Consider the following 19368-nt stretch of genomic DNA (forward strand, 5'->3'; position numbering starts at 1 on the left):
AAGGAGGTACAAGAATGATTGACATTAAAATCCTTAGAGAAAATCCAGAAATTATGAAAGAAAACATTATACTAAGGAATTTGGATCCTCAAAAATATGACGTAGACTACATTATAGAATTAGATGCAAAAAGAAGATCTTTACAAAAGGAACTGGACAATTTAAGAGCTCAAAGAAACAAGATATCCCAAGAGATAGGAAAACATCAAGGAGAAGAAAGAGAAAAACTCATAAAAGAGGCAAAAATCTTAAAAGAAAAAATAGAAGAATTAGCAAAAGAATATGATAATGTAGAAAAAGAACTTTTTTCAAGACTTTGGCAACTTCCCAATTTCCTTTCTCCTAAAGCTCCAAGGGGGAAAGATGAAAAAGACAACGTGGAAATAAAAAAATGGGGAGAGATAAAAACATTCAATTTTACTCCTAAGGATCACTTAGATCTTGCATTATTAAACGATCTCGTAGATTTTGAGAGAGGAAGTAAAGTTACAGGATCTAATTTTTACTATTTAAAAAACGAAGCAGTACTTTTAGAATTTGCTTTATTTAGATTAGTAATAGATACTCTTCTTCCAGAGGGTTTTAAATTATTTATAACTCCTGATTTAGCTCGAATGGAAATTATAGATGGTATTGGATTTCAACCTCGTGGACCTGAAGCTCAAATATACAGAGTAGAAGATACAGATTTAGGATTAATAGCTACCGCAGAGATAACCCTTGGAGGGTATCATAAAGATGAAATACTTGACGAGCTTGATCTGCCTCTAAAATACTTAGGCTTTTCTCACTGTTTTAGAACTGAAGCTGGTGCTTATGGTAGATACAACAGAGGATTGTACAGAGTACATCAATTTAGCAAAGCCGAGATATTTATAATATGTAGACCAGAAGATTCTGAAGAAATGCATGAGTATATACTGGGCTTAGAAGAGAAAATCTTTCAAAAATTAGAGATTCCTTATAGAGTTTTAGATATTTGTTCTGGAGATCTTGGGGCCCCTGCTGCCAGAAAATTTGATATCGAAGCATGGATGCCAGGAAGAGGAGAATTTGGAGAAGTAACGAGCTGTTCAAACTGTACTGACTATCAAGCAAGAAGATTAAATATAAGATTTAGAAGAGTCACTGGAGAAGTAGAATACGTACATATGCTTAACGGCACAGCTATTGCTATCTCAAGAGCCTTAATTGCTATCTTTGAAAACTATCAACAAGAAGACGGAAGTATTCTAATTCCTAAAGCTCTTCAACCTTATATAGGGATATCAGAAATAAGACCAAAAAAATAAGGAAGCCCCTTGGGGCTTCCTTTAATTTAATAACATTTAGAATATCCACAAACCCTACAAGTTAAACACCCTTCTGCAACTTGCAAAGGCGATCCACATTCAGGACAAGGCATTCCAGAATAATTCTCGCTCTTTTCTGTCTTCTCCTCACTTCTTACTATGAAATCATTGAGAGTGTTGTTTTTTCCTTCTTTTAGATTGAGATATTTTTCCAATGCTTTTCCTATAGCATCAGAACAAGAGAGAATAAGATCTCCATCTTCTGTTCTTGCTGGATTAGGACATCTTATTCCTTTTAATTGTTTAATTATAGCATTTACATCAACTCCACTCCTCAATGCAAGGGATATAAGCCTGGATATAGCCTCTGTTTGAGATGCTGCACATCCTCCTGCCTTACCAAGAGTTGAGAAAACTTCACATATACCAAATTCATCCTCATTTATGGTGATATATAAATTTCCACAACCTGTCCTCATTTTTATAGTCGCGCCTTTTGTAATCGTTGGCCTTGGTCTGGGAATTAGCTTATGAGCATCTCTCTCCTTAGTTTCCTTCTTTTCTTTTTCTACCGCCAAAACTTGAGAGGCTCTTGATTTATCTCTATAAACTGTTATTCCTTTAAGTTTTAATTCGTAAGCCATGAGATATATCTTTCTTATATCCTCCAAGGTGGCATCCTCTCTCAAATTTACTGTTTTGGATACTGCATTGTCTACATATTTTTGAAAAGATGCCTGCATTAACACATGATCTTCTGGAGAGATATCTAAAGCAGTTACAAATAACCTTTTAAGTTTTTCAGGAATCTCAGTTATATTTTGAATAGTGCCTTTTTGAATTACCTTTTCTATTAATTCCTCAGAATATAGGTTTTCTTTAATCAATGCCTCCTTAAATAATGGATATACTTCATTCCACTCACCAAGACTTATTTTACGCTTAAAGGCAAGAGCAAAAATAGGCTCTATACCTGATGAACAGTTAGCAATGATACTTATGCTTCCTGTAGGAGCAATGGTAGTTAGAGTTGCATTTCTCAATCTCAACCCCATATCCCTATAAATACTCTTATCCCAATTAGGAAAAACTCCTCTTTCTTTTGCAAGTTCTTGCGATGCTTCTCTTGCCTCTTTTTGAATAAAACTCATAATATTCTCTGCAATATCTCTTGCTTCCTTAGTGTTATAGGGTACTTCAAGCCTTATCAATAAGTCATAGAAACCCATTACTCCAAGCCCTATCTTTCTATTTGCTTTAGTCATTTCTTCTATAGGTTTTAACGGGTAAAAATTAGCATCAATAACGTTATCCAAAAAATGTACTGCATTATGTACAGTAGTTCTTAACTTATCCCAGTTTATTTCATACTTATCTCCAACTTTTTTCAACATTCTGCCGAGGTTTATAGAACCTAAATTACAAGATTCAAAAGGAAGTAAGGGCTGTTCACCGCAAGGATTTGTAGACTCTATCTCTCCAACTTCGGGTGTTGGGTTTTTTCTATTTATCTCATCTATAAATATTACACCAGGTTCTCCATTCTTCCATGCTTGCTCTACTATAAGATCAAAAAGCTCTTTAGCCCTTATCCTCTTAACCACTTCTTTATTCCGAGGATTTATAAGAGAAAATTCTTCATCATTCAACACTGCCTCCATAAAACCATCAGTTACAGCTACAGAAATATTAAAATTAGAAAGGACACCTTCTTGATCCTTACAGGTTACAAATTCCCAGATATCAGGGTGGTCTACCCGAAGAATTCCCATATTAGCCCCTCTTCTAACACCACCCTGTTTTATAGTATCTGTTGCCGCATCATATACTTTCATAAAACTAACCGGTCCTGAAGCTATTCCTCCTGTACTTCTAACGATATCTCCCTTAGGACGAATTTTAGAAAAGGAGAAACCTGTACCTCCACCTGACTGATGTATTAAAGCTGCATACTTCAGGCCATCAAAGATACTCACTAAGGAATCTTCAATAGGTATTACAAAACATGCTGAAAGTTGGCCTAAAGGCCTTCCTGCATTCATCAAAGTAGGAGAATTTGGTAAAAACTCCAGAGAAGACATCATTTCATAAAAGATATCTTTTACAGCTTCTACATCTGCATTAGGATCATAAATCAAATCCACCTTTGCAATGGTCTCTGCTACTCTTTCAAACATCTCCTCAGGAGTCTCAATTACATTACCATTCTCATCCTTTTTCAGATACCTTTTCTCAAGAATCATTAATGCTTGTTCAGTTAATTCAACTTTTTTCATTGTCTCCTCTCCTTTTTAAGCTCCTCTAATTTATTTTTCAATTCTCTTAAATTTGCATCATTAGGAGCGTATTTTAACCCTTCATTTAACACAACTTCTGCAGAAAATAGATCTCCTTTTTGAAGATAGGCATAGACCAAATTTCCGTAAGCTTGTACATAATCTTTTTTAGTTTCTAAAGCTTTTTTAAACCATAAGATAGCCTCATCATATCTGCCTGACATAAAAAGAACTGCTCCTATATTATTCATAATCTCAGGAGAATTAGGCTTAAGTTCAAGAGCCTTCTTAAAATAATCAAAAGCCGAGTTATAATCCTTATTCTTGTAAGCTTCAAGCCCCCTTTGGATATAAACTCTCTCATCTATTTTTATTTCTTTAAGTTTGTCCTCTTTACCCAGTTGTTTATAAATGACTCTCAAGAGCTCTAAAGCATTTGAGTAGGTAGGGTCAATATTCAAACTTTTCAAAAGATATTCCTCTGCCTTATTTAAGTCACCTAATCTGTACATAACTAATCCAAGGTTAAATAATATATTTTTATCATTAGGATTTATGCTCAAAAGTCTTTCGTAAATTTCTTTAGCTTTTTCAAAATCTCCCTCTTGGAAATAAAATTTTGCAGCGTAGCTTGCTGCCTCAACATGGTAAGAATCTATCTCAAGAATTCTTTCAGCTATCTCGAGAGCCTTCTCTTCATTCTTCAAATCAGTAGAATACATTTTCAATAGATTTTCCATAGGAGGAACACAATATCTATCATAGGATAAAGCCTCATTTAAATATTCTTCCGCTTTTTTAATTAGGGTCTCATCTTTTCTTCCTAGATAATGGTAAGCTTGAGCATAAAAAGCTCCCACAAGATTATAGGTTAACGACTTATAATAAGCATTTTCCAAAAGTCCTTTAATATGGCTCTCTCCCTTTATGAAAGCCTCCTTTTTAATATCCTCATTTTCAGCCCCTCCCATAATCCCTAAATATGCTTTTATTACTGCCTCATGAAAAGCTGTTTCTTGAGGGCGTAATTTTATTGCCTCCTCTAATATGGCAGCTGCCCTTCCAACCTCGCCAGAATTTATATAGTCCAATCCATATCTATAATAAATTTCTGCTCTAAAAAATTGCAAAGAGAACTTTATACTGAAAATACTTACGAAGATACACAATATTAGAATAAATAATCTAGCCAAAGAAGAAAGAGAAACTTCCCATACAGAATCTTTCTTTTCCAGCTTAAAAAATATCATAATAAAGGCGGTCAATATCCAGAAGTATAGATAAGTCGCAGATAAACCAAAAAGAACAAGTCCCTGCACCAAAAAAGAGATCCATCCTGTAAGAGCTCCTAAGAAAAGAATTCTATTTTCGGGATTAATATGGTGGTAATTTTTAATACTATAGAAGAAAACACTCACTATGATAAAAATAAAGGAGAATAAACCAAAAAGACCTTGAGGAAAGAGTATATCTAAAAATTCATTATGCTCTCTATCAGGATATCCCTTTCCTCTATCATATCTTGCTAAATCTAAGGATTTGTAAGGGGTGAAATTAAAGGAAAAGGTTTCTGGACCTAATCCATATATTATTCTTGGCGATTTTAAAATCTTATCTTCAAAAAGTCTTACACTATCTCTCCAAGTCAAGACCCTTGGGTTTTGTTGAGTTACTCCGAGGCCAGCTCCTATACTTTCAAATCTCTCTTTAAGAGAAAATAACCCTACATCCTTTCTCTCAAGGTACAACTTTGTTTCACTGATATAAAAAATACCAACAGTAAAGCCTAAACCTAAAACTAAAGCCAAGGTTATTATCTTGTTTTTAGAAGTAAAGAATTTTTTCTCTTTCAACAACACAAAAGCGTAATAAAATATAATCCCAACCAAAAAAGCAACCCAAGCACCACGAGTATAACTTCCAAGAAGAACTAAAAAAGATAGTAAAAATAAAAAATAAAGAGAAATCTTCAAACATAAGTTTTTTACCTGATATATTAGAGCCAAAATAAGAGGCATCACCATTACCAAGAAGTGTCCCAAAAAATCAGCATGTCCCAAAGTGGAAATTATTCTTGATTCTGTTCTTACTCTCTCATACCAAGGCATTAATCTATACAGTTGCAATGCTCCAAAGAAGTCAACAACAACTGTAGTAATAACAATAGTCCAATAGAAATATCTTAATTCTGTATGAGTTTCTATAACATCGTAAAGAAGAAAAAAAGTAGCAAAATAGAAAAAATAAGTTAAAAATCCCATTTGTCTCATGTATGAACCAAAGAAACTCAAGTAGAAGTTAGTAGAAAATATGGTAGATAAACCCCAAGAGATTAAGAATAGAAAAATTCCAGCAGAAACAATTTTGGGAGGTAATCTCAATCTTTTATTTAAAATATACGTCCAAACAGCCCATAACAACAAAGCAAAGCTGCCCAATACTCTAATAAGGGTTACCTTAGGTATCTCAGATATATCGTGTAATTTAAGAAAAATAGGTTGTGCAATAGGAACTAAAAAGACCATTAAAAGCAAAAAAGCAAAAACAAACAATCTCAAATAATGATTTAATGTGATATCTTTATTATTCCTAATAACTCTTTTATTCATTTTTTTCCTACCCCTCAAGGATTTATTTATGACATGTCTATAAAGTCTAACAACCTTTAAAAAGCTTGTCAATTTTTATTCTAAATAATAAAATCATAATTAATCAAAAAAAACTCTTAAAAAGGAGGAGGAAAAATGAGCAAAATGCGCATTGGTGTACTAACAGGTGGAGGAGATTGTCCAGGATTAAATCCAGCTATTCGTGGGATCGTAATGAGGGCATTGGATTACGGGGATGAAGTTATAGGTCTAAAATATGGATGGGCTGGACTTATCAAAGCAGATACGATGCCATTATCCTTGGATATAGTGGAGGATATTCTTGAAGTTGGTGGAACAATTCTTGGAAGTTCGAGAACAAATCCTTTTAAAAAGGAAGAAGACGTCCAAAAATGTATTGAAAACTTTAAAAAATTAAACTTAGACGCCTTAATAGCCATAGGTGGTGAGGATACCCTTGGAGTTGCATCAAAATTTAGTAAACTTGGTCTTCCCATGATTGGTGTTCCAAAGACCATTGATAAGGACTTAGAAGAGACTGATTATACCCTTGGTTTTGATACTGCCGTTGAGGTAGTTGTTGATGCAATTAAAAGACTTAGAGATACTGCAAGATCTCATGCCAGAGTTATTGTGGTAGAAATAATGGGGAGACATGCAGGATGGTTAGCCCTTTATGGAGGACTTGCAGGTGGCGCAGATTATATCTTAATTCCTGAAGTAGAACCAAATCTTGAAGATCTCTACAACCATATAAGAAAACTCTACGCCAGAGGAAGAAATCATGCAGTTGTAGCCATTGCAGAGGGAGTACAACTTCCAGGCTTTACCTATCAAAAAGGTCAAGAAGGAATGGTCGATGCCTTTGGTCATATCCGCTTAGGTGGTGTAGGAAATGTTCTTGCTGAAGAGATACAGAAAAACTTAGGAATTGAGACTAGAGCGGTAATTTTAAGCCATCTTCAAAGGGGTGGAAGTCCCTCAATAAGAGATAGAATCATGGGACTTCTTCTTGGTAAAAAAGCTGTAGATTTGGTACATGAAGGAAAATCCGGACTATTTGTAGCTGTAAAAGGAAATGATTTAGTACCAGTAGATATAACCCTGATTGAAGGAAAGACAAAGAATGTTGATCCAGAATTTTATGAAAGTGTAAAGACATTCTTTAATAAGTAAAAAATTTAAGAAGAGGAGGGTTTGTGCCCTCCTCTTTTTTTTCTATAAGTTGTTACTATTTTCTTTACAACAAGATAAGAAATTACTGAAAATGTAGTTGATACAATAAAGTTTCCCAATAAATAGGATATGGCAAAAACCTTAAAGCTTCCCCTCTCAAACCCTCGCCATTCAAACTTACCAGTTAAAATAAAATCTCCTACAAAATAACTCAAAGCCCAAAAGAATGGAGAGGTAAAATAATTCATTATAAAAGTTCCAAGTAGCCCTGCTAAATAATTTAGTTTGAAAATATAAGAAATCAATATCACTAAGATTCCTCCAACCCCAAAGGTTGGAAAAATACCTATAAAAACGCCTATACTAAAACTTAAAGCGATTTTTTCAGGTGGATCTTTAAATCTGAGTAACTTAAGATAGATATACCTAAGAAGACTCTTGAGATTTCTTCTCTTCTTCATATAGTCTATCTAAAACTGGCTTTAGTTTTTTATATGTACTCTGCAAGTCTTCAGGAATTACCTTTGTTTCACCTAAAACAAACATGAAGTTAGTATCCCCATTCCACCTTGGAACTACGTGCATATGCAAATGTTCAGCTATTCCTGCTCCAGCTACTTCTCCTATGTTGAAACCTATATTAAACCCGTGAGGATTCATAGTCTCTTTTAAAGCTTTGACAGACAATTGAAGAAATCTCATCATTTCCATAAGAGTTTCAGTATCCAATTTAGTAATATCATTGGTATGTTCATAAGGCACAATCATGAGATGTCCGTTATTGTAAGGATATAGATTCAATATGATAAAATTAAACCTTCCCCTCAACAGAATTAGATTTTCTTCGTCTTTATTTTCTAAAAGTTTTTTACAAAAAATACAGTCCTTTTCTTTCTCTGATACAACATACTTTATCCTCCAAGGACAAAATAACCTTTTCACCAAAGATTTCCCCCTTCTTCAATTGGATTTAGATCTTGACAAAAGCTTATACTAAAAGTTATCATTTATCAAGAGTGCCGAAGTGGCGGAATTGGCAGACGCGCCAGACTCAAAATCTGGTGGGTGGGTGACACCCGTGCCGGTTCGACTCCGGCCTTCGGCACCAATAGTCTACCACAAACATTCCACCTCCCAATAAAGTTCCGGTGGAACTCTCTTCTTATATTTTGATACTTCTTCAAGGGAAATAGGAACAGGGGAATTCTTTTGCCATCCTATCATTACTCCGCCTTCCCCATTAAGAAGTCTCTTTATAGCTTCTACCCCCATAAAGGTAGCCATATTTCTATCAAAAACCGAGGGTGAACCCCCTCTTTGAATATGCCCGAGAACAACTATTCTTGTAGAAATTCCAAGCTTATCCTCAATCTGCTTACCTATAAAATAGGCACTTCCAACACCTTCTGCTACTACAATAATATTGTGTCTCTTTTTCCTTTTTTGCCTTTCTCTCAGTTTTTCTGTAATATATGGAAAATCAATAGGAACTTCTGGAATAAGAATTATATCTGCACCACTAACAAGTCCTGAAGTAAAGGCTATGAAGCCACACTCTCTACCCATGACCTCAATAACAAAGGTTCTTTCGTGAGCTGCGGCTGTATCTCTAATTTTGTTTATCGCATCTATTACATTGTTGCAGGCAGTATCAAAACCTATAGAAAAATCAGTACCCCACACATCATTATCAATACTGCCAGGAATTCCCACCACATTTATACCCTTTTTAAAAAGATCATAGGCACCCTTAAGAGAACCTTCTCCTCCGATCACTATTAAAGCGTCTAATCCATGTTTTTCCATATTTTCAATGGCTTTCTTCTGACCTTCTTCTTCTCTAAACTCATCCGATCTTGCAGTACGTAAGATAGTACCACCTTTTTGAACTATCTCGCTTACATCATCTCTTGATAATACCTTAAATTCCCCCTCAATTAAACCCTGATATCCCCTCTCTATCCCTATAATTTCTATTCCCTTAGATATTCCAAACCTTACAATAGCCCTTATAGCAGAATTCATTCCAGGAGCATCTCCACCACTTGTAAGCACTCCAATTCTTCTAATCATTTTTCTTCCTCCTCAACAAATCTACCATAACTCCTCAATTTTATCCATCTTTCTTCAAGAAGGACTCTTGTCTCTTTATTTTTATACTTCTTCAAAACTCTACTTAACGCTTTTCTTAGATTTTCGACAGTACCAAGGAAATCCTCATGAGCTCCACCATTAGGCTCTGGAATAATTTCATCTACAAGTCCTAATTTCAAAAGATCTTCAGAAGTAATCTTTAAAGCCTCAGCAGCTTCGGGAGCCTTAGAAGAATCTCTAAATAAGATAGAAGCACATCCTTCAGGAGAGATTACAGAATAATAAGCGTTCTCAAGAATCATAATATAATCTCCAACACCTATTCCCAAAGCTCCTCCACTTCCGCCCTCACTTAAAACTACTACAATTATGGGTGTTTCTAAGAGGGACATTTCTTTTAAATTATTAGCAATTGCCCAAGCCTGTCCCCTTTCTTCTGCCCCTATTCCTGGATAAGCTCCAGCAGTATCAATAAAAGAGATAACAGGCAGAGAAAATTTTTCTGCCAACTTCATAACTCTCAAAGCCTTCCTATATCCTTCTGGATGGGGCATACCAAAATTTCTTTTCATCTTCTCTTGAATAGACTTTCCCTTCTCCTGTCCTATAATAACTACACTCTCATTTTCAAAACTTCCAAAACCAGCAATTATTGCAGGATCATCTCCAAAAAGTCTATCACCATGAAGTTCTAAAAAATTATCAAAAAGCTCATTCAAAAAATCAGTAAAAGTAGGTCTTTTAGGATGCCTCGCTATTAAGATTCTCTCCCATGGCGACAGCTTATTTACCATACCTTCCTCCATAGGTGGTTTAGTATGGAATACAATACACTTTTAAGTTTCTTTCTTTCTACAACCATATCTATCATACCATGCTCTAAAAGAAATTCAGACTTTTGGAAACCCTCAGGAAGTTTCTGCTTTATTGTCTGCTCAATAACCCTTGGTCCTGTAAACCCAATTAAAGCTCCTGGTTCTGCAATAATTACATCTCCAAGCGAACCAAAACTAGCAAGAACCCCCGCGGTAGAAGGATGAGTAAGAATGTTTATATAAGGTATCTTAGCTTTGCTAAGTCTCCCTATAGCTGCACTGGTCTTTGCCATTTGATAAAGCGAAAATAAACCTTCTTGCATTCTTGCTCCACCTGAGGCAATTACAGAGACCACAGGAAATTTATCAACTATTGCTCTTTCAACAACCCTCACTACTTTCTCTCCTACTACCGATCCCATACTTCCACCTATAAATCTAAAATCCATGACCATGATATAAATAGGAATACCATTAACTTCTCCTTGTCCAGCAAGAATGGAATCTTTTAACCCTGTAGCTTCCTGAGCTTCCTTTAATCTCTGAGTATATGGCTTCGTATCAGTAAATCCCAAAATATCAACTGGAGCAACATTCTTGTATATCTCTTTGAAAGTTCCATAGTCTATTAACAGATCTATTCTTTCCCATGCGGTCAACTGGTCATGATAACCACATTTAATGCAAACTTTATAGTTCTCATTCCAATCTTTAGAGTATATAATTTGAGAACACTGAGGACATTTTATCCATAAACCATCAGGAATATCTCTTGAGTTATTTTTCTCATCTTTTTTAAACCAATCCCTGAACATGTCCCCTCCTAATAAAATACAAATTTTGATTATTTTACCATAAATCACAAAAGTTTTTGCATACTTTCAAGTTTACATTCGATCCCATATTTCTTAAGATTATCTAAATTTTTCTTAAGTTCTTCATCATAAGTAATCCAAAAATCTGGAGCTGTAAGAATAGCATTCTCATCAAACCTTATGATTACAGGAACAAGTCCTTTCTTATTTTTCAAAATTTCCTTTATTCTAAATAGTACTTCATAACCAATTCTGTTATCCAATTGAATCAGCAAAATATTTCCCTCTAAATCTCCTACCTGATCCACAATTATTTTTATTCTCTCTTCAGACTCATCCTTATCAACTTCTAATCTTCCACTAATAATTACTTTTTTACCTTCTCTTAGAATATCCTTATGATTACTATATACACTGGAAAACACAGTAATTTCCGCCTCTCCAGTAAAATCTTCGAGGGTAGCAAAAAGCATTTTTTGATTCTTTCTATCAATAACTTCTCTCACATTTTTCAAGATACCTGGAACAACCACCTGAGAACCAGATTCTATTTCGAGGAGATCATCAATGGTATAATCAAAGAGTTTCTCTGAAAGTTTCCTCAATTCCTCTTGAGGATCATAAGATACATAAAATCCTAACATTTCTTTTTCCATGTCAAGAATTTCATCTATAGAAAATTCAGGCATATTATTTATAAACTCATCTTGAGGTAGAGCCTCTAAATCAATAAGAGAAACCTGCCCTACGTGAGCTTTCTTTATCACTTGAGCAGATTCAAGAATCTTATCTATATTAGCCAAAAGCGCCCTCCTACTATATCCAAAACTATCAAAAGCTCCACTCTTTATGAGACTTTCCAAAGTCCTTTTGTTAATGACCTTTGAACTCAATCTTTTTATAAAATCAAAGATAGACTTGAATTTACCTTTCTCTCTTTCCTCCACTATAGCTTCTGCCACATTCTCTCCTACATTCTTAATAGCTGATAAGCCAAATCTTATCCCTTGTGGGGTAACTGTAAAATCTACCATACTTTCATTAATATCTGGAGGCAATATCTTTATACCTATTCTTTTAGCCTCAGCTATATATTTACTTAGCTTAGTAGTATTGTTTTTAACGCTCGTAAGGAGTGATGCCATATATTCCTTGGGATAATAAACTTTTAAATAAGCTGTCTGAAAAGAGACAAAGGCATAAGCTGCGCTGTGAGATTTGTTGAAACCATATTCTGCAAATTTTGCCATATCCTCAAAAATTTCTACTGCTACCTCTTCTGGTATTCCTCTTTCTACAGCCCCTTTTACAAAAATCCCTCTCTGTTCCTCCATAACCTCTGGCTTTTTCTTACCCATTGCTCTTCTCAAAACATCTGCTTGACCCAAAGTAAATCCTGCAAGTTTATGAGCAATCTCCATAACTTGCTCCTGATAAATTATTACTCCATAAGTCTCAGATAGTATTGGTTCTAATGCAGGATGCATATATTCAACCTTTTCTTCCCCCCTTTTTCTTTTTATATAACTCTCCAATCTACCAAGAGGACCAGGCCTATACAAGGCAAGAACTGCTATAAGATCTTCAAATTTTTCAGGTTTAATATCCCTTAGAAGATTTCTCATACCCCTACTTTCTAACTGGAAAACTCCAATAGTGTCTCCTTTTTGCAAAAGCTCGTATACTTTTTCATCAGTTAGAGAAATATTACTGATATCTATTTCAATACCATAATTTTCTTTAATTTTCTTAACAGTATCGTAAATTACAGTAAGAGTTCTTAGCCCTAAAAAGTCCATCTTTAAAAGTCCTAATTCTTCTAAATTAGTCATAGGAAACTGAGTTACCACATCATTACCGTTCATAACTTGCAAAGGAACGTATTCCATTAAAGGATCCTTAGAAATTACTATTCCTGCAGCATGAATTGATGCATGCCTTGCATTACCTTCTATCCTCTTCGCAATTTCTATGATTCTTTTAGCTTGTGGATTGCTTTCTACCAAATTTCTTAACTCTTCTGAAGTGCTTAAAGCCTCTTCAATACTAGTATTTGGAGGTATGAGTTTTGCTATTCTATCTACCTCATTATAAGGTACATCAAGAACTCTACCCACATCCCTTACAGAAGCTCTTGCAGCCATAGTTCCAAAGGTTATAATTTGAGCTACATGTTCCCTTCCGTATTTATTTCTAACATATTCAATAACCTCTTCTCTTCTCTCAAAACAGAAATCAATATCTATATCTGGCATCGTTACCCTTTCAGGATTTAAAAACCTTTCAAAGATTAAACCCCATCTTGTAGGTTCTATATTAGTTATACCTAAAACATAAGAAACCAAGGAGCCAGCTGCTGATCCTCTCCCAGGTCCCACAGGAATACCTTTACTTTTTGCATAATTAACAAAGTCCTGAACAATTAAGAAATAACCTGAAAACCCCATTTGTTTTATAACTGAGATCTCATAAGATAATCTCTCTTTAATCTCCTGAGGAATATTTTCTCCAAACCTCTTCTTTGCACCTTCCCAGCATAACTTCTCAAAATAAGAATCTAAGGTTTCGCCTTCTGGAACTTCAAATACAGGAAGGATGATATTGTTAAGGGGAATTTCTACATTGCATCTTTCAGCAATTTTAAAAGTATTCTCTATAGCTTCAGGCACATCCTTAAATAGGTTTATCATCTCATCAGGAGACTTAAAATAAAATTCGTTAGTTTTAAATCTTAATCTATCTTTATCATTCAACTTAGATCCTGTCTGTATACAGAGGAGTATATCGTGAATCTCTGCGTCTTCTTTTCTAAGATAATGAACATCATTGGTTGCCACGAGAGGAACATTAAATTCTTTAGCAAGCCTAATTAAGTAATTGTTTACATATTCTTGCTCCTCCATCCCATTATTCTGCAATTCTAAGTAGAAATCCTCTCCAAAAATATCTAAGTACTCTTTTATTGCATTTTTTGCCCTCTCTATATTGTTTTGTAAAATGTAAGTTGGTATTTCACCAGCTAAACAACTTGATAAAGCAACAAGCCCTTTGGAATATTGTCTCAATAAATCCTTATCCACCCTCGGTTTATAATAGAATCCCTCTAAAAAAGATAAGCTCACTAACTTTATTAAATTTTTATAACCTTCAAAGTCCTTTGCAAGAAGAATTAAATGAAAAAGATCAGTCCTTTGTTTTTTATCAAATCTTGAAGCTGGAGCCACATATACCTCACATCCAATAATAGGTTTTATTCCTTTCTCTATGGCCTTCTTATAAAAATCTACAACTCCATACATTACTCCATGATCAGTAATAGCTACAGCAGGCATATTAAAAGCAACAGCTTGGTCTATTAATTCATCAATACGACAAGCCCCATCGAGCAAACTATACTCTGTGTGCACATGCAAATGCACAAAACTCATGTATTAATCACCTAAACCAAAATTTATAGTTGAGATGGATCTATTCCTACTAAGACAAAAAAACTTTCTAAAGCTCTTTTTTTACCCCTTGCTACGGGATCATTTTCCTCCTTGAGACTTTTATACTCCTCAATAGTCTTCTCAATAGCCATATCTAAGCCTACCTCTTCCACTAACTTATATAACTCTTTATATTTATCATGTCTTGCTTCGGCATTTTTTCTCCAATATTCAGGATTTTCAGTATGAACACTCATTAACATATCCTGCTTTGCCAATTTCGAAAAACCATCTAATCCCTTTAATATGGATTCCTTATCCATGATAATCATCCCCTTTCACAAGTTTTTAATTGTCTACCAGAAAGAAAGCTGTTCTTTCTCCTTTTTATTAGGTAAATTCTGCTCTTTTTCTGACTTTAACACTGCTTCATATAATTCTTTTAGTTTTTCAAAGTCCTTTTTAATATTTTCAAGAAGTTTACCATGATAAAGAGCTGCTGCAGGATGATAAGTAACAAAAACTCTTCTTCCATCCACGTAATAATCCTTTCCATGAGACGTAGAAATATTTACAGAATGTCCTAATATGGCATAAGCAGCATACCTACCTAAGGTACATATAATTTTGGGATTTATAATCTCAATTTGCTGTCTCAAGAAGGGAAAACATACTCTTATCTCTTCAGGAAGAGGTTCTCGATTATTAGGAGGACGACATTTCAAGACGTTGGCTATATATACATCTTCTCTCTTAAGTCCTATGGATTCTATGAGCTCTGTAAGAAGTTTTCCAGCTGCTCCTACAAAAGGTTTTCCTTGTTGATCTTCATGAAAACCTGGAGCTTCTCCTACAAACATTATAAAAGCATCTGGATTACCTTCTCCAAAAACTAAGTTAGTCCTTTCCTGCCACAAGGAACAATTTCTACAACCCTCTGCCTCTCTTCTTAAAATTTCAAGCTTACCCACTTTATTTAATCTTTCCATCCATATTCTCCTTTCAAAGGAACAAATCTCACCCCACCTAAATTTTCTCTATAAAAATTTCCATTTTTTTTTGTTATTTTATACAAATACTGAAAATCTCTTCCTCCTATAGGTATAACCATCACTCCTCCATCTTTCAGCTGTTCTTTTAAAGGATTCGGAATATCATAAGAAGCAGCCGTAACTATAATTCTATCATAAGGGGAAAATTCCTCCCATCCTAAGGTCCCATCTCCCACTTTGAAATAAACATTACTATACCCTAATAGTTTTATTCTTTTCTTTGCTTCTTCAGATAATTCTCTTATCCTTTCTATGGTATAAACCTCCTTAGCTAGTTCTGCAAGTATAGCAGTCTGATATCCAGATCCTGTTCCTATCTCTAAAACCTTCTCATCACCTTTAAGATCTAAGGCTTCTGTCATTAAAGCCACAATATAAGGTTGAGAAATAGTTTGTTCATATCCTATAGGTAAAGCTTCGTTCTCATAGGCAAGATCCAAATATTCAGAAGGAACAAAGATATGCCTTGGTACTTTAAGAATAGCATCTAACACTTTTTGAGATTTTATACCCTCATTTTTTAAAATCTCAACTAAACTTTTTCTTTTATATTTATATTTTGGAGCATCAAAATCTTTAAAACTCAAGGCTTTTAGATCAATTTTCTTAGATACTTAGGCAAATGAAAAAGATGATTATGGGTCTCTCCATCGTAATATTTTAATTCACCTTTTATTTTTTTACCAATCAATTCATTAATAACTTCTACAGGCTTAAAAGGATTTAACTCATCTCTTGAACCTATAAGGAAACCCCAACTTCCATCAAAAGAGGGAATAAAAGTTTGATAAGAGTGAGAACTCTTAAAAACTGCAGAAAAATTCTTTTTAATGTTAAAATGTTTATATTCCTGCCCTAGCTGAACAGTTTCAGCCTGAGTAACTACTATTCCTGAAGGGTTAAGGATATGATAAATCATCTTATAAAATTCTTCGGTATATAATCTATAGGCTGGGGTATCAGGATAAGGCTCTGGTAAATCAAGGACTACTATATCAAATTTTTCACAGGTATCTCTAACAAAATTCCAACCATCCTCAAAAATTAACTTCACCCTTTCGTTCCTAAAAGCTCCTTGATGCCATTCCCAGAGGTATTTTTCAGCAAAATCTACCATGTTAGGATCTATCTCTATAGCTGTAATGTTTACATTCTCATACTTTAATAACTCTCTTAAGGTTGCTCCCTCTCCAGCCCCTATAACAAGAACCTTTTGAGGATTAGGATGTAATATTAAGGCAGGATGAATAAGGACCTCATGATAAATAAACTCATCCTTTTCAGTAGATTGCATTTTACCATCTATTATTAAGCATTTACCATAAGTAGGATTCTTAATAATTTGTATCCTTTGATAAGGAGATACTAAATCTACTATGACTTCTTCTATCTTATAACAGTGCAATTGATCTTCTGCAACCAAATCCACATACCATTCGTAATCATACATTTTTTCTCACCTTATTTCAAAGTCCATAAATATATTTTTACATTCTCCCCAGATAACTTCAACTCTTTCAACTACCGCTCCTAAAGGACCCTCCTCTAATTTTTTAATAAATTCTCTCAGAACATCTTCTTCTCCTTCAGCCTCAACTTCTACTCTTCCATCTCTTAGGTTTCTCACATACCCAGAAATACCTAATCTTTTTGCCCATTTATAGGCAAAATATCTAAATCCAACTCCTTGGACTATCCCTGAAATATAAGCATGGATATACTTTTTCATTGCTTAGAAGTGGTCGGGGCGACTGGACTTGAACCAGCGACCTCCTACTCCCGAAGCAGGCGCGCTAGCCAACTGCGCTACGCCCCGATTAAAAAAGTGGTCGGGGCGACTGGACTCGAACCAGCGACCTTCCGCACCCCAAACGGACGCGCTTCCCCTGCGCTACGCCCCGACTCTTTCTGGAGATATTATACCATAAATTATCTATTTTTTAACACTTAAAAGATGACTAATCTCCTCAATAAATCTTGAGGGTTCTTGATATCTATTATATCTCTTTACAGCATAAGAAAGATAAAGTTTTTCTTTTGCTCTTGTTATTCCTACATAACACAACCTTCTTTCTTCCTGTATTTCTTCCCTTGTAGCTGCGTTGTAATGGGGTAATAGACCTTCTTCCATACCAACTAGGAAGACTACTTCAAATTCCAACCCCTTCACACTATGAAGAGTTATTAGTGATACCTTTCCTTCTTCTAAACTACTTTCAAGTTTACTACTAGTCAAACTCAGATGACTTAGAAAATCTCCTAAGGTATCTTGTGTTTTACCTGGAAAATTATCTGCAAAATCCATCAGTTCCATTAGATTGTCCATTCTAATTGTTAATTCCTCTTTTCCTTGGTTCTGAAACTCTGATAAATAATTGGTCTTGTCAATAATAGTAGCAATTAGCTCTCTTATATTCAAACTACTTTTTAAATCCAAGAAATACTTCCAAAGATCGTAAAAAGATTTAACTTCTCTCTTAATTCTTGAAACTTCTCCTATTGCCTCCAACAAAGAGTAGCCTTTGTTATAGTATTCTCTTATCATATTAAAAGTAGCTTCGCCTATTCCTCTTTTTGGAACATTAATTATTCTCTTTAAGCTTATTAAATCGTTGGGATTGTAAATTATATTTAAATAGGCTACTATGTCCTTTACTTCTTTTCTATCAAAAAAACTCAGTCCTCCTATTACTTTATAGGGTATATTATTTCTTATCAAGGCTTCCTCGAAAGGCCTTGATTGACGATTAGTCCTATACAGTATAGCTATTTCAGACAATTTCCTCCCTTTTGCTAACTCAAGCCTTATTTGACGTATAACAAAATTAGCCTCATCCTCTTCGTTTAGTGCCCTAAAAAGTATGGGATAAGTACCATCTCTTTTATCACTCCACAACTCTTTTGGATATCGCTTATCATTATTAGCAATAAGAGCATTTGCAATTTCAAGTATCTGCTGAGTCGACCTGTAATTTTTGGTCAGAAAAATAATCTTTAAATTTTTAAAATCCTTTTCAAGTTTAAATATATTCTGATAATCTGCACCTCTAAAGCTATATATGCTTTGGTCGTCATCTCCTACTACTGAAAATTTTTGCTTATCAAGGACAATTATTTTAAATAGTTCATACTGGGCTTTATTAGTATCTTGATACTCATCCACCAACACATATTCAATCTTATCTTGTAAAAAGCCACATATAGCTGGCTTCTCATAAAGCAAATTTATAGAATATAAGAGTAAATCAGCAAAATCCAGAGCATTATTTTTTCTTAATTCTTTCTCATACTTTTTATACACTTCTAAAACTATTTCATCAAAAGAATTAGAAATAATATTAGAAAATTCTTGGGGAGTAATCAACTGATCCTTTAATCGGGATATCTTTTCCTTTATGTCTCTTGCACTATATTCTTTTGATCTATTTAGATCTTTTAAAATATCTTTTATCAAATCTTCCTGATCATTCTCATCATAGATTACAAAATTAGGACATAGATTCCAATATCTACCAAAATTTTTAAGGAGATACAAGCCAAATCCATGAAAAGTACCTGCCCAAACTTTATCTACATTCTTCACCCCTAACAGGTTATCTATTCTTCGCTTCATTTCCTCTGCTGCTTTATTTGTAAAAGTCAGTGCAACAATATTTTCGGGCTTAGCAAAATTATTTTTTATCAAATAAGCTATCTTATAGGTAATAACTCTGGTTTTTCCAGAACCAGCACCTGCTAAGATTAGAACAGGTCTTTCTATCTCAAAAACAGCCTCTAATTGCTCTTTATTTAACTCGTTAAGAAAATCCAT

16 protein-coding genes and 3 tRNA genes are annotated in these 19368 nt (G+C 34.4%); 3 read left to right on the forward strand and 16 right to left on the reverse strand.

Annotated features, from left to right (window positions below; translation table 11 throughout):
* Positions 1 to 14 precede the first annotated feature (14 nt).
* Positions 15 to 1292: a serine--tRNA ligase gene (gene serS / locus DTUR_RS07175; protein WP_012583734.1), complete on the forward strand. Its 1278-nt coding sequence runs from the start codon at positions 15 to 17 to the stop codon at positions 1290 to 1292.
* 26 nt (positions 1293 to 1318) lie between these two features.
* Here the strand turns inward: serS and DTUR_RS07180 are convergent, their stop codons facing one another.
* Positions 1319 to 3568 carry a vitamin B12-dependent ribonucleotide reductase gene (locus tag DTUR_RS07180; RefSeq protein WP_012583735.1) on the reverse strand — a complete coding sequence of 750 codons (2250 nt, stop codon included), beginning with the start codon at positions 3566 to 3568 and terminating at the stop codon, positions 1319 to 1321.
* Positions 3565 to 6177 carry a tetratricopeptide repeat protein gene (locus DTUR_RS07185; RefSeq protein ID WP_012583736.1) on the reverse strand — a complete coding sequence of 871 codons (2613 nt, stop codon included), beginning with the start codon at positions 6175 to 6177 and terminating at the stop codon, positions 3565 to 3567. The genes DTUR_RS07180 and DTUR_RS07185 overlap by 4 nt, the downstream gene beginning before the upstream one ends.
* Before the next feature lie 135 nt (positions 6178 to 6312).
* On the opposite strand from DTUR_RS07185, the gene DTUR_RS07190 reads away from it, so the two are divergent.
* The gene (locus tag DTUR_RS07190) at positions 6313 to 7353 is read left to right on the forward strand and encodes a 6-phosphofructokinase (RefSeq protein ID WP_012583737.1); all 1041 of its coding nucleotides are present in this window, start codon (positions 6313 to 6315) and stop codon (positions 7351 to 7353) included.
* A 5-nt stretch (positions 7354 to 7358) separates the two neighbouring features.
* On the opposite strand, the gene DTUR_RS07195 is transcribed toward DTUR_RS07190, so the two are convergent.
* Positions 7359 to 7814, reverse strand: coding sequence for a DUF2062 domain-containing protein (locus DTUR_RS07195; RefSeq protein ID WP_012583738.1), 456 nt, complete (start codon positions 7812 to 7814; stop codon positions 7359 to 7361).
* The gene (locus DTUR_RS07200; protein WP_012583739.1) at positions 7780 to 8295 is read right to left on the reverse strand and encodes an HIT family protein; all 516 of its coding nucleotides are present in this window, start codon (positions 8293 to 8295) and stop codon (positions 7780 to 7782) included. Before DTUR_RS07200 ends, DTUR_RS07195 begins: the two co-directional genes overlap by 35 nt.
* Positions 8296 to 8371: 76 nt before the next feature.
* Here DTUR_RS07200 and DTUR_RS07205 point away from each other — a divergent pair.
* Positions 8372 to 8461 (forward strand) — tRNA-Leu (locus tag DTUR_RS07205).
* Positions 8462 to 8466: 5 nt separating this feature from the next.
* Here DTUR_RS07205 and pfkA read toward each other — a convergent pair.
* The 12 genes from pfkA to DTUR_RS07265 form a co-directional block, all read right to left on the reverse strand.
* Positions 8467 to 9423, reverse strand: a complete 957-nt coding sequence (gene pfkA / locus DTUR_RS07210; protein ID WP_423201566.1) for a 6-phosphofructokinase — start codon at positions 9421 to 9423, stop codon at positions 8467 to 8469.
* Positions 9423 to 10241: an acetyl-CoA carboxylase carboxyltransferase subunit alpha gene (locus tag DTUR_RS07215; RefSeq protein ID WP_012583741.1), complete on the reverse strand. Its 819-nt coding sequence runs from the start codon at positions 10239 to 10241 to the stop codon at positions 9423 to 9425. Before DTUR_RS07215 ends, pfkA begins: the two co-directional genes overlap by 1 nt.
* Positions 10235 to 11077 carry an acetyl-CoA carboxylase, carboxyltransferase subunit beta gene (gene accD, locus DTUR_RS07220; protein ID WP_012583742.1) on the reverse strand — a complete coding sequence of 281 codons (843 nt, stop codon included), beginning with the start codon at positions 11075 to 11077 and terminating at the stop codon, positions 10235 to 10237. Before accD ends, DTUR_RS07215 begins: the two co-directional genes overlap by 7 nt.
* Positions 11078 to 11121: 44 nt before the next feature.
* The gene (locus tag DTUR_RS07225; protein WP_012583743.1) at positions 11122 to 14505 is read right to left on the reverse strand and encodes a DNA polymerase III subunit alpha; all 3384 of its coding nucleotides are present in this window, start codon (positions 14503 to 14505) and stop codon (positions 11122 to 11124) included.
* 23 nt (positions 14506 to 14528) lie between these two features.
* Positions 14529 to 14828, reverse strand: coding sequence for a hypothetical protein (locus DTUR_RS07230; RefSeq protein ID WP_012583744.1), 300 nt, complete (start codon positions 14826 to 14828; stop codon positions 14529 to 14531).
* Positions 14829 to 14861: 33 nt separating this feature from the next.
* A complete protein-coding gene (locus tag DTUR_RS07235) occupies positions 14862 to 15494 on the reverse strand; it encodes a uracil-DNA glycosylase (protein ID WP_012583745.1) in 633 nt (210 codons plus the stop codon).
* A complete protein-coding gene (locus DTUR_RS07240; RefSeq protein WP_012583746.1) occupies positions 15482 to 16144 on the reverse strand; it encodes a protein-L-isoaspartate(D-aspartate) O-methyltransferase in 663 nt (220 codons plus the stop codon). The genes DTUR_RS07235 and DTUR_RS07240 overlap by 13 nt, the downstream gene beginning before the upstream one ends.
* A gap of 5 nt (positions 16145 to 16149) precedes the next feature.
* Entirely contained in the window at positions 16150 to 17007 is an 858-nt protein-coding gene (speE, locus tag DTUR_RS07245; RefSeq protein ID WP_012583747.1) for a polyamine aminopropyltransferase, read from the reverse strand.
* Between the two features lie 6 nt (positions 17008 to 17013).
* Positions 17014 to 17286 (reverse strand): acylphosphatase, encoded by a 273-nt coding sequence (locus DTUR_RS07250; protein WP_012583748.1) that lies wholly within the window; start codon positions 17284 to 17286, stop codon positions 17014 to 17016.
* 10 nt (positions 17287 to 17296) lie between these two features.
* Positions 17297 to 17373 (reverse strand) — tRNA-Pro (locus DTUR_RS07255).
* A 10-nt stretch (positions 17374 to 17383) separates the two neighbouring features.
* Positions 17384 to 17458, reverse strand: a tRNA-Pro gene (locus DTUR_RS07260).
* A gap of 32 nt (positions 17459 to 17490) precedes the next feature.
* Positions 17491 to 19368: an ATP-dependent helicase gene (locus DTUR_RS07265; protein ID WP_012583749.1), complete on the reverse strand. Its 1878-nt coding sequence runs from the start codon at positions 19366 to 19368 to the stop codon at positions 17491 to 17493.

This window comes from Dictyoglomus turgidum DSM 6724, assembly GCF_000021645.1.
In the GTDB taxonomy this organism is placed as follows: domain Bacteria; phylum Dictyoglomota; class Dictyoglomia; order Dictyoglomales; family Dictyoglomaceae; genus Dictyoglomus; species Dictyoglomus turgidum.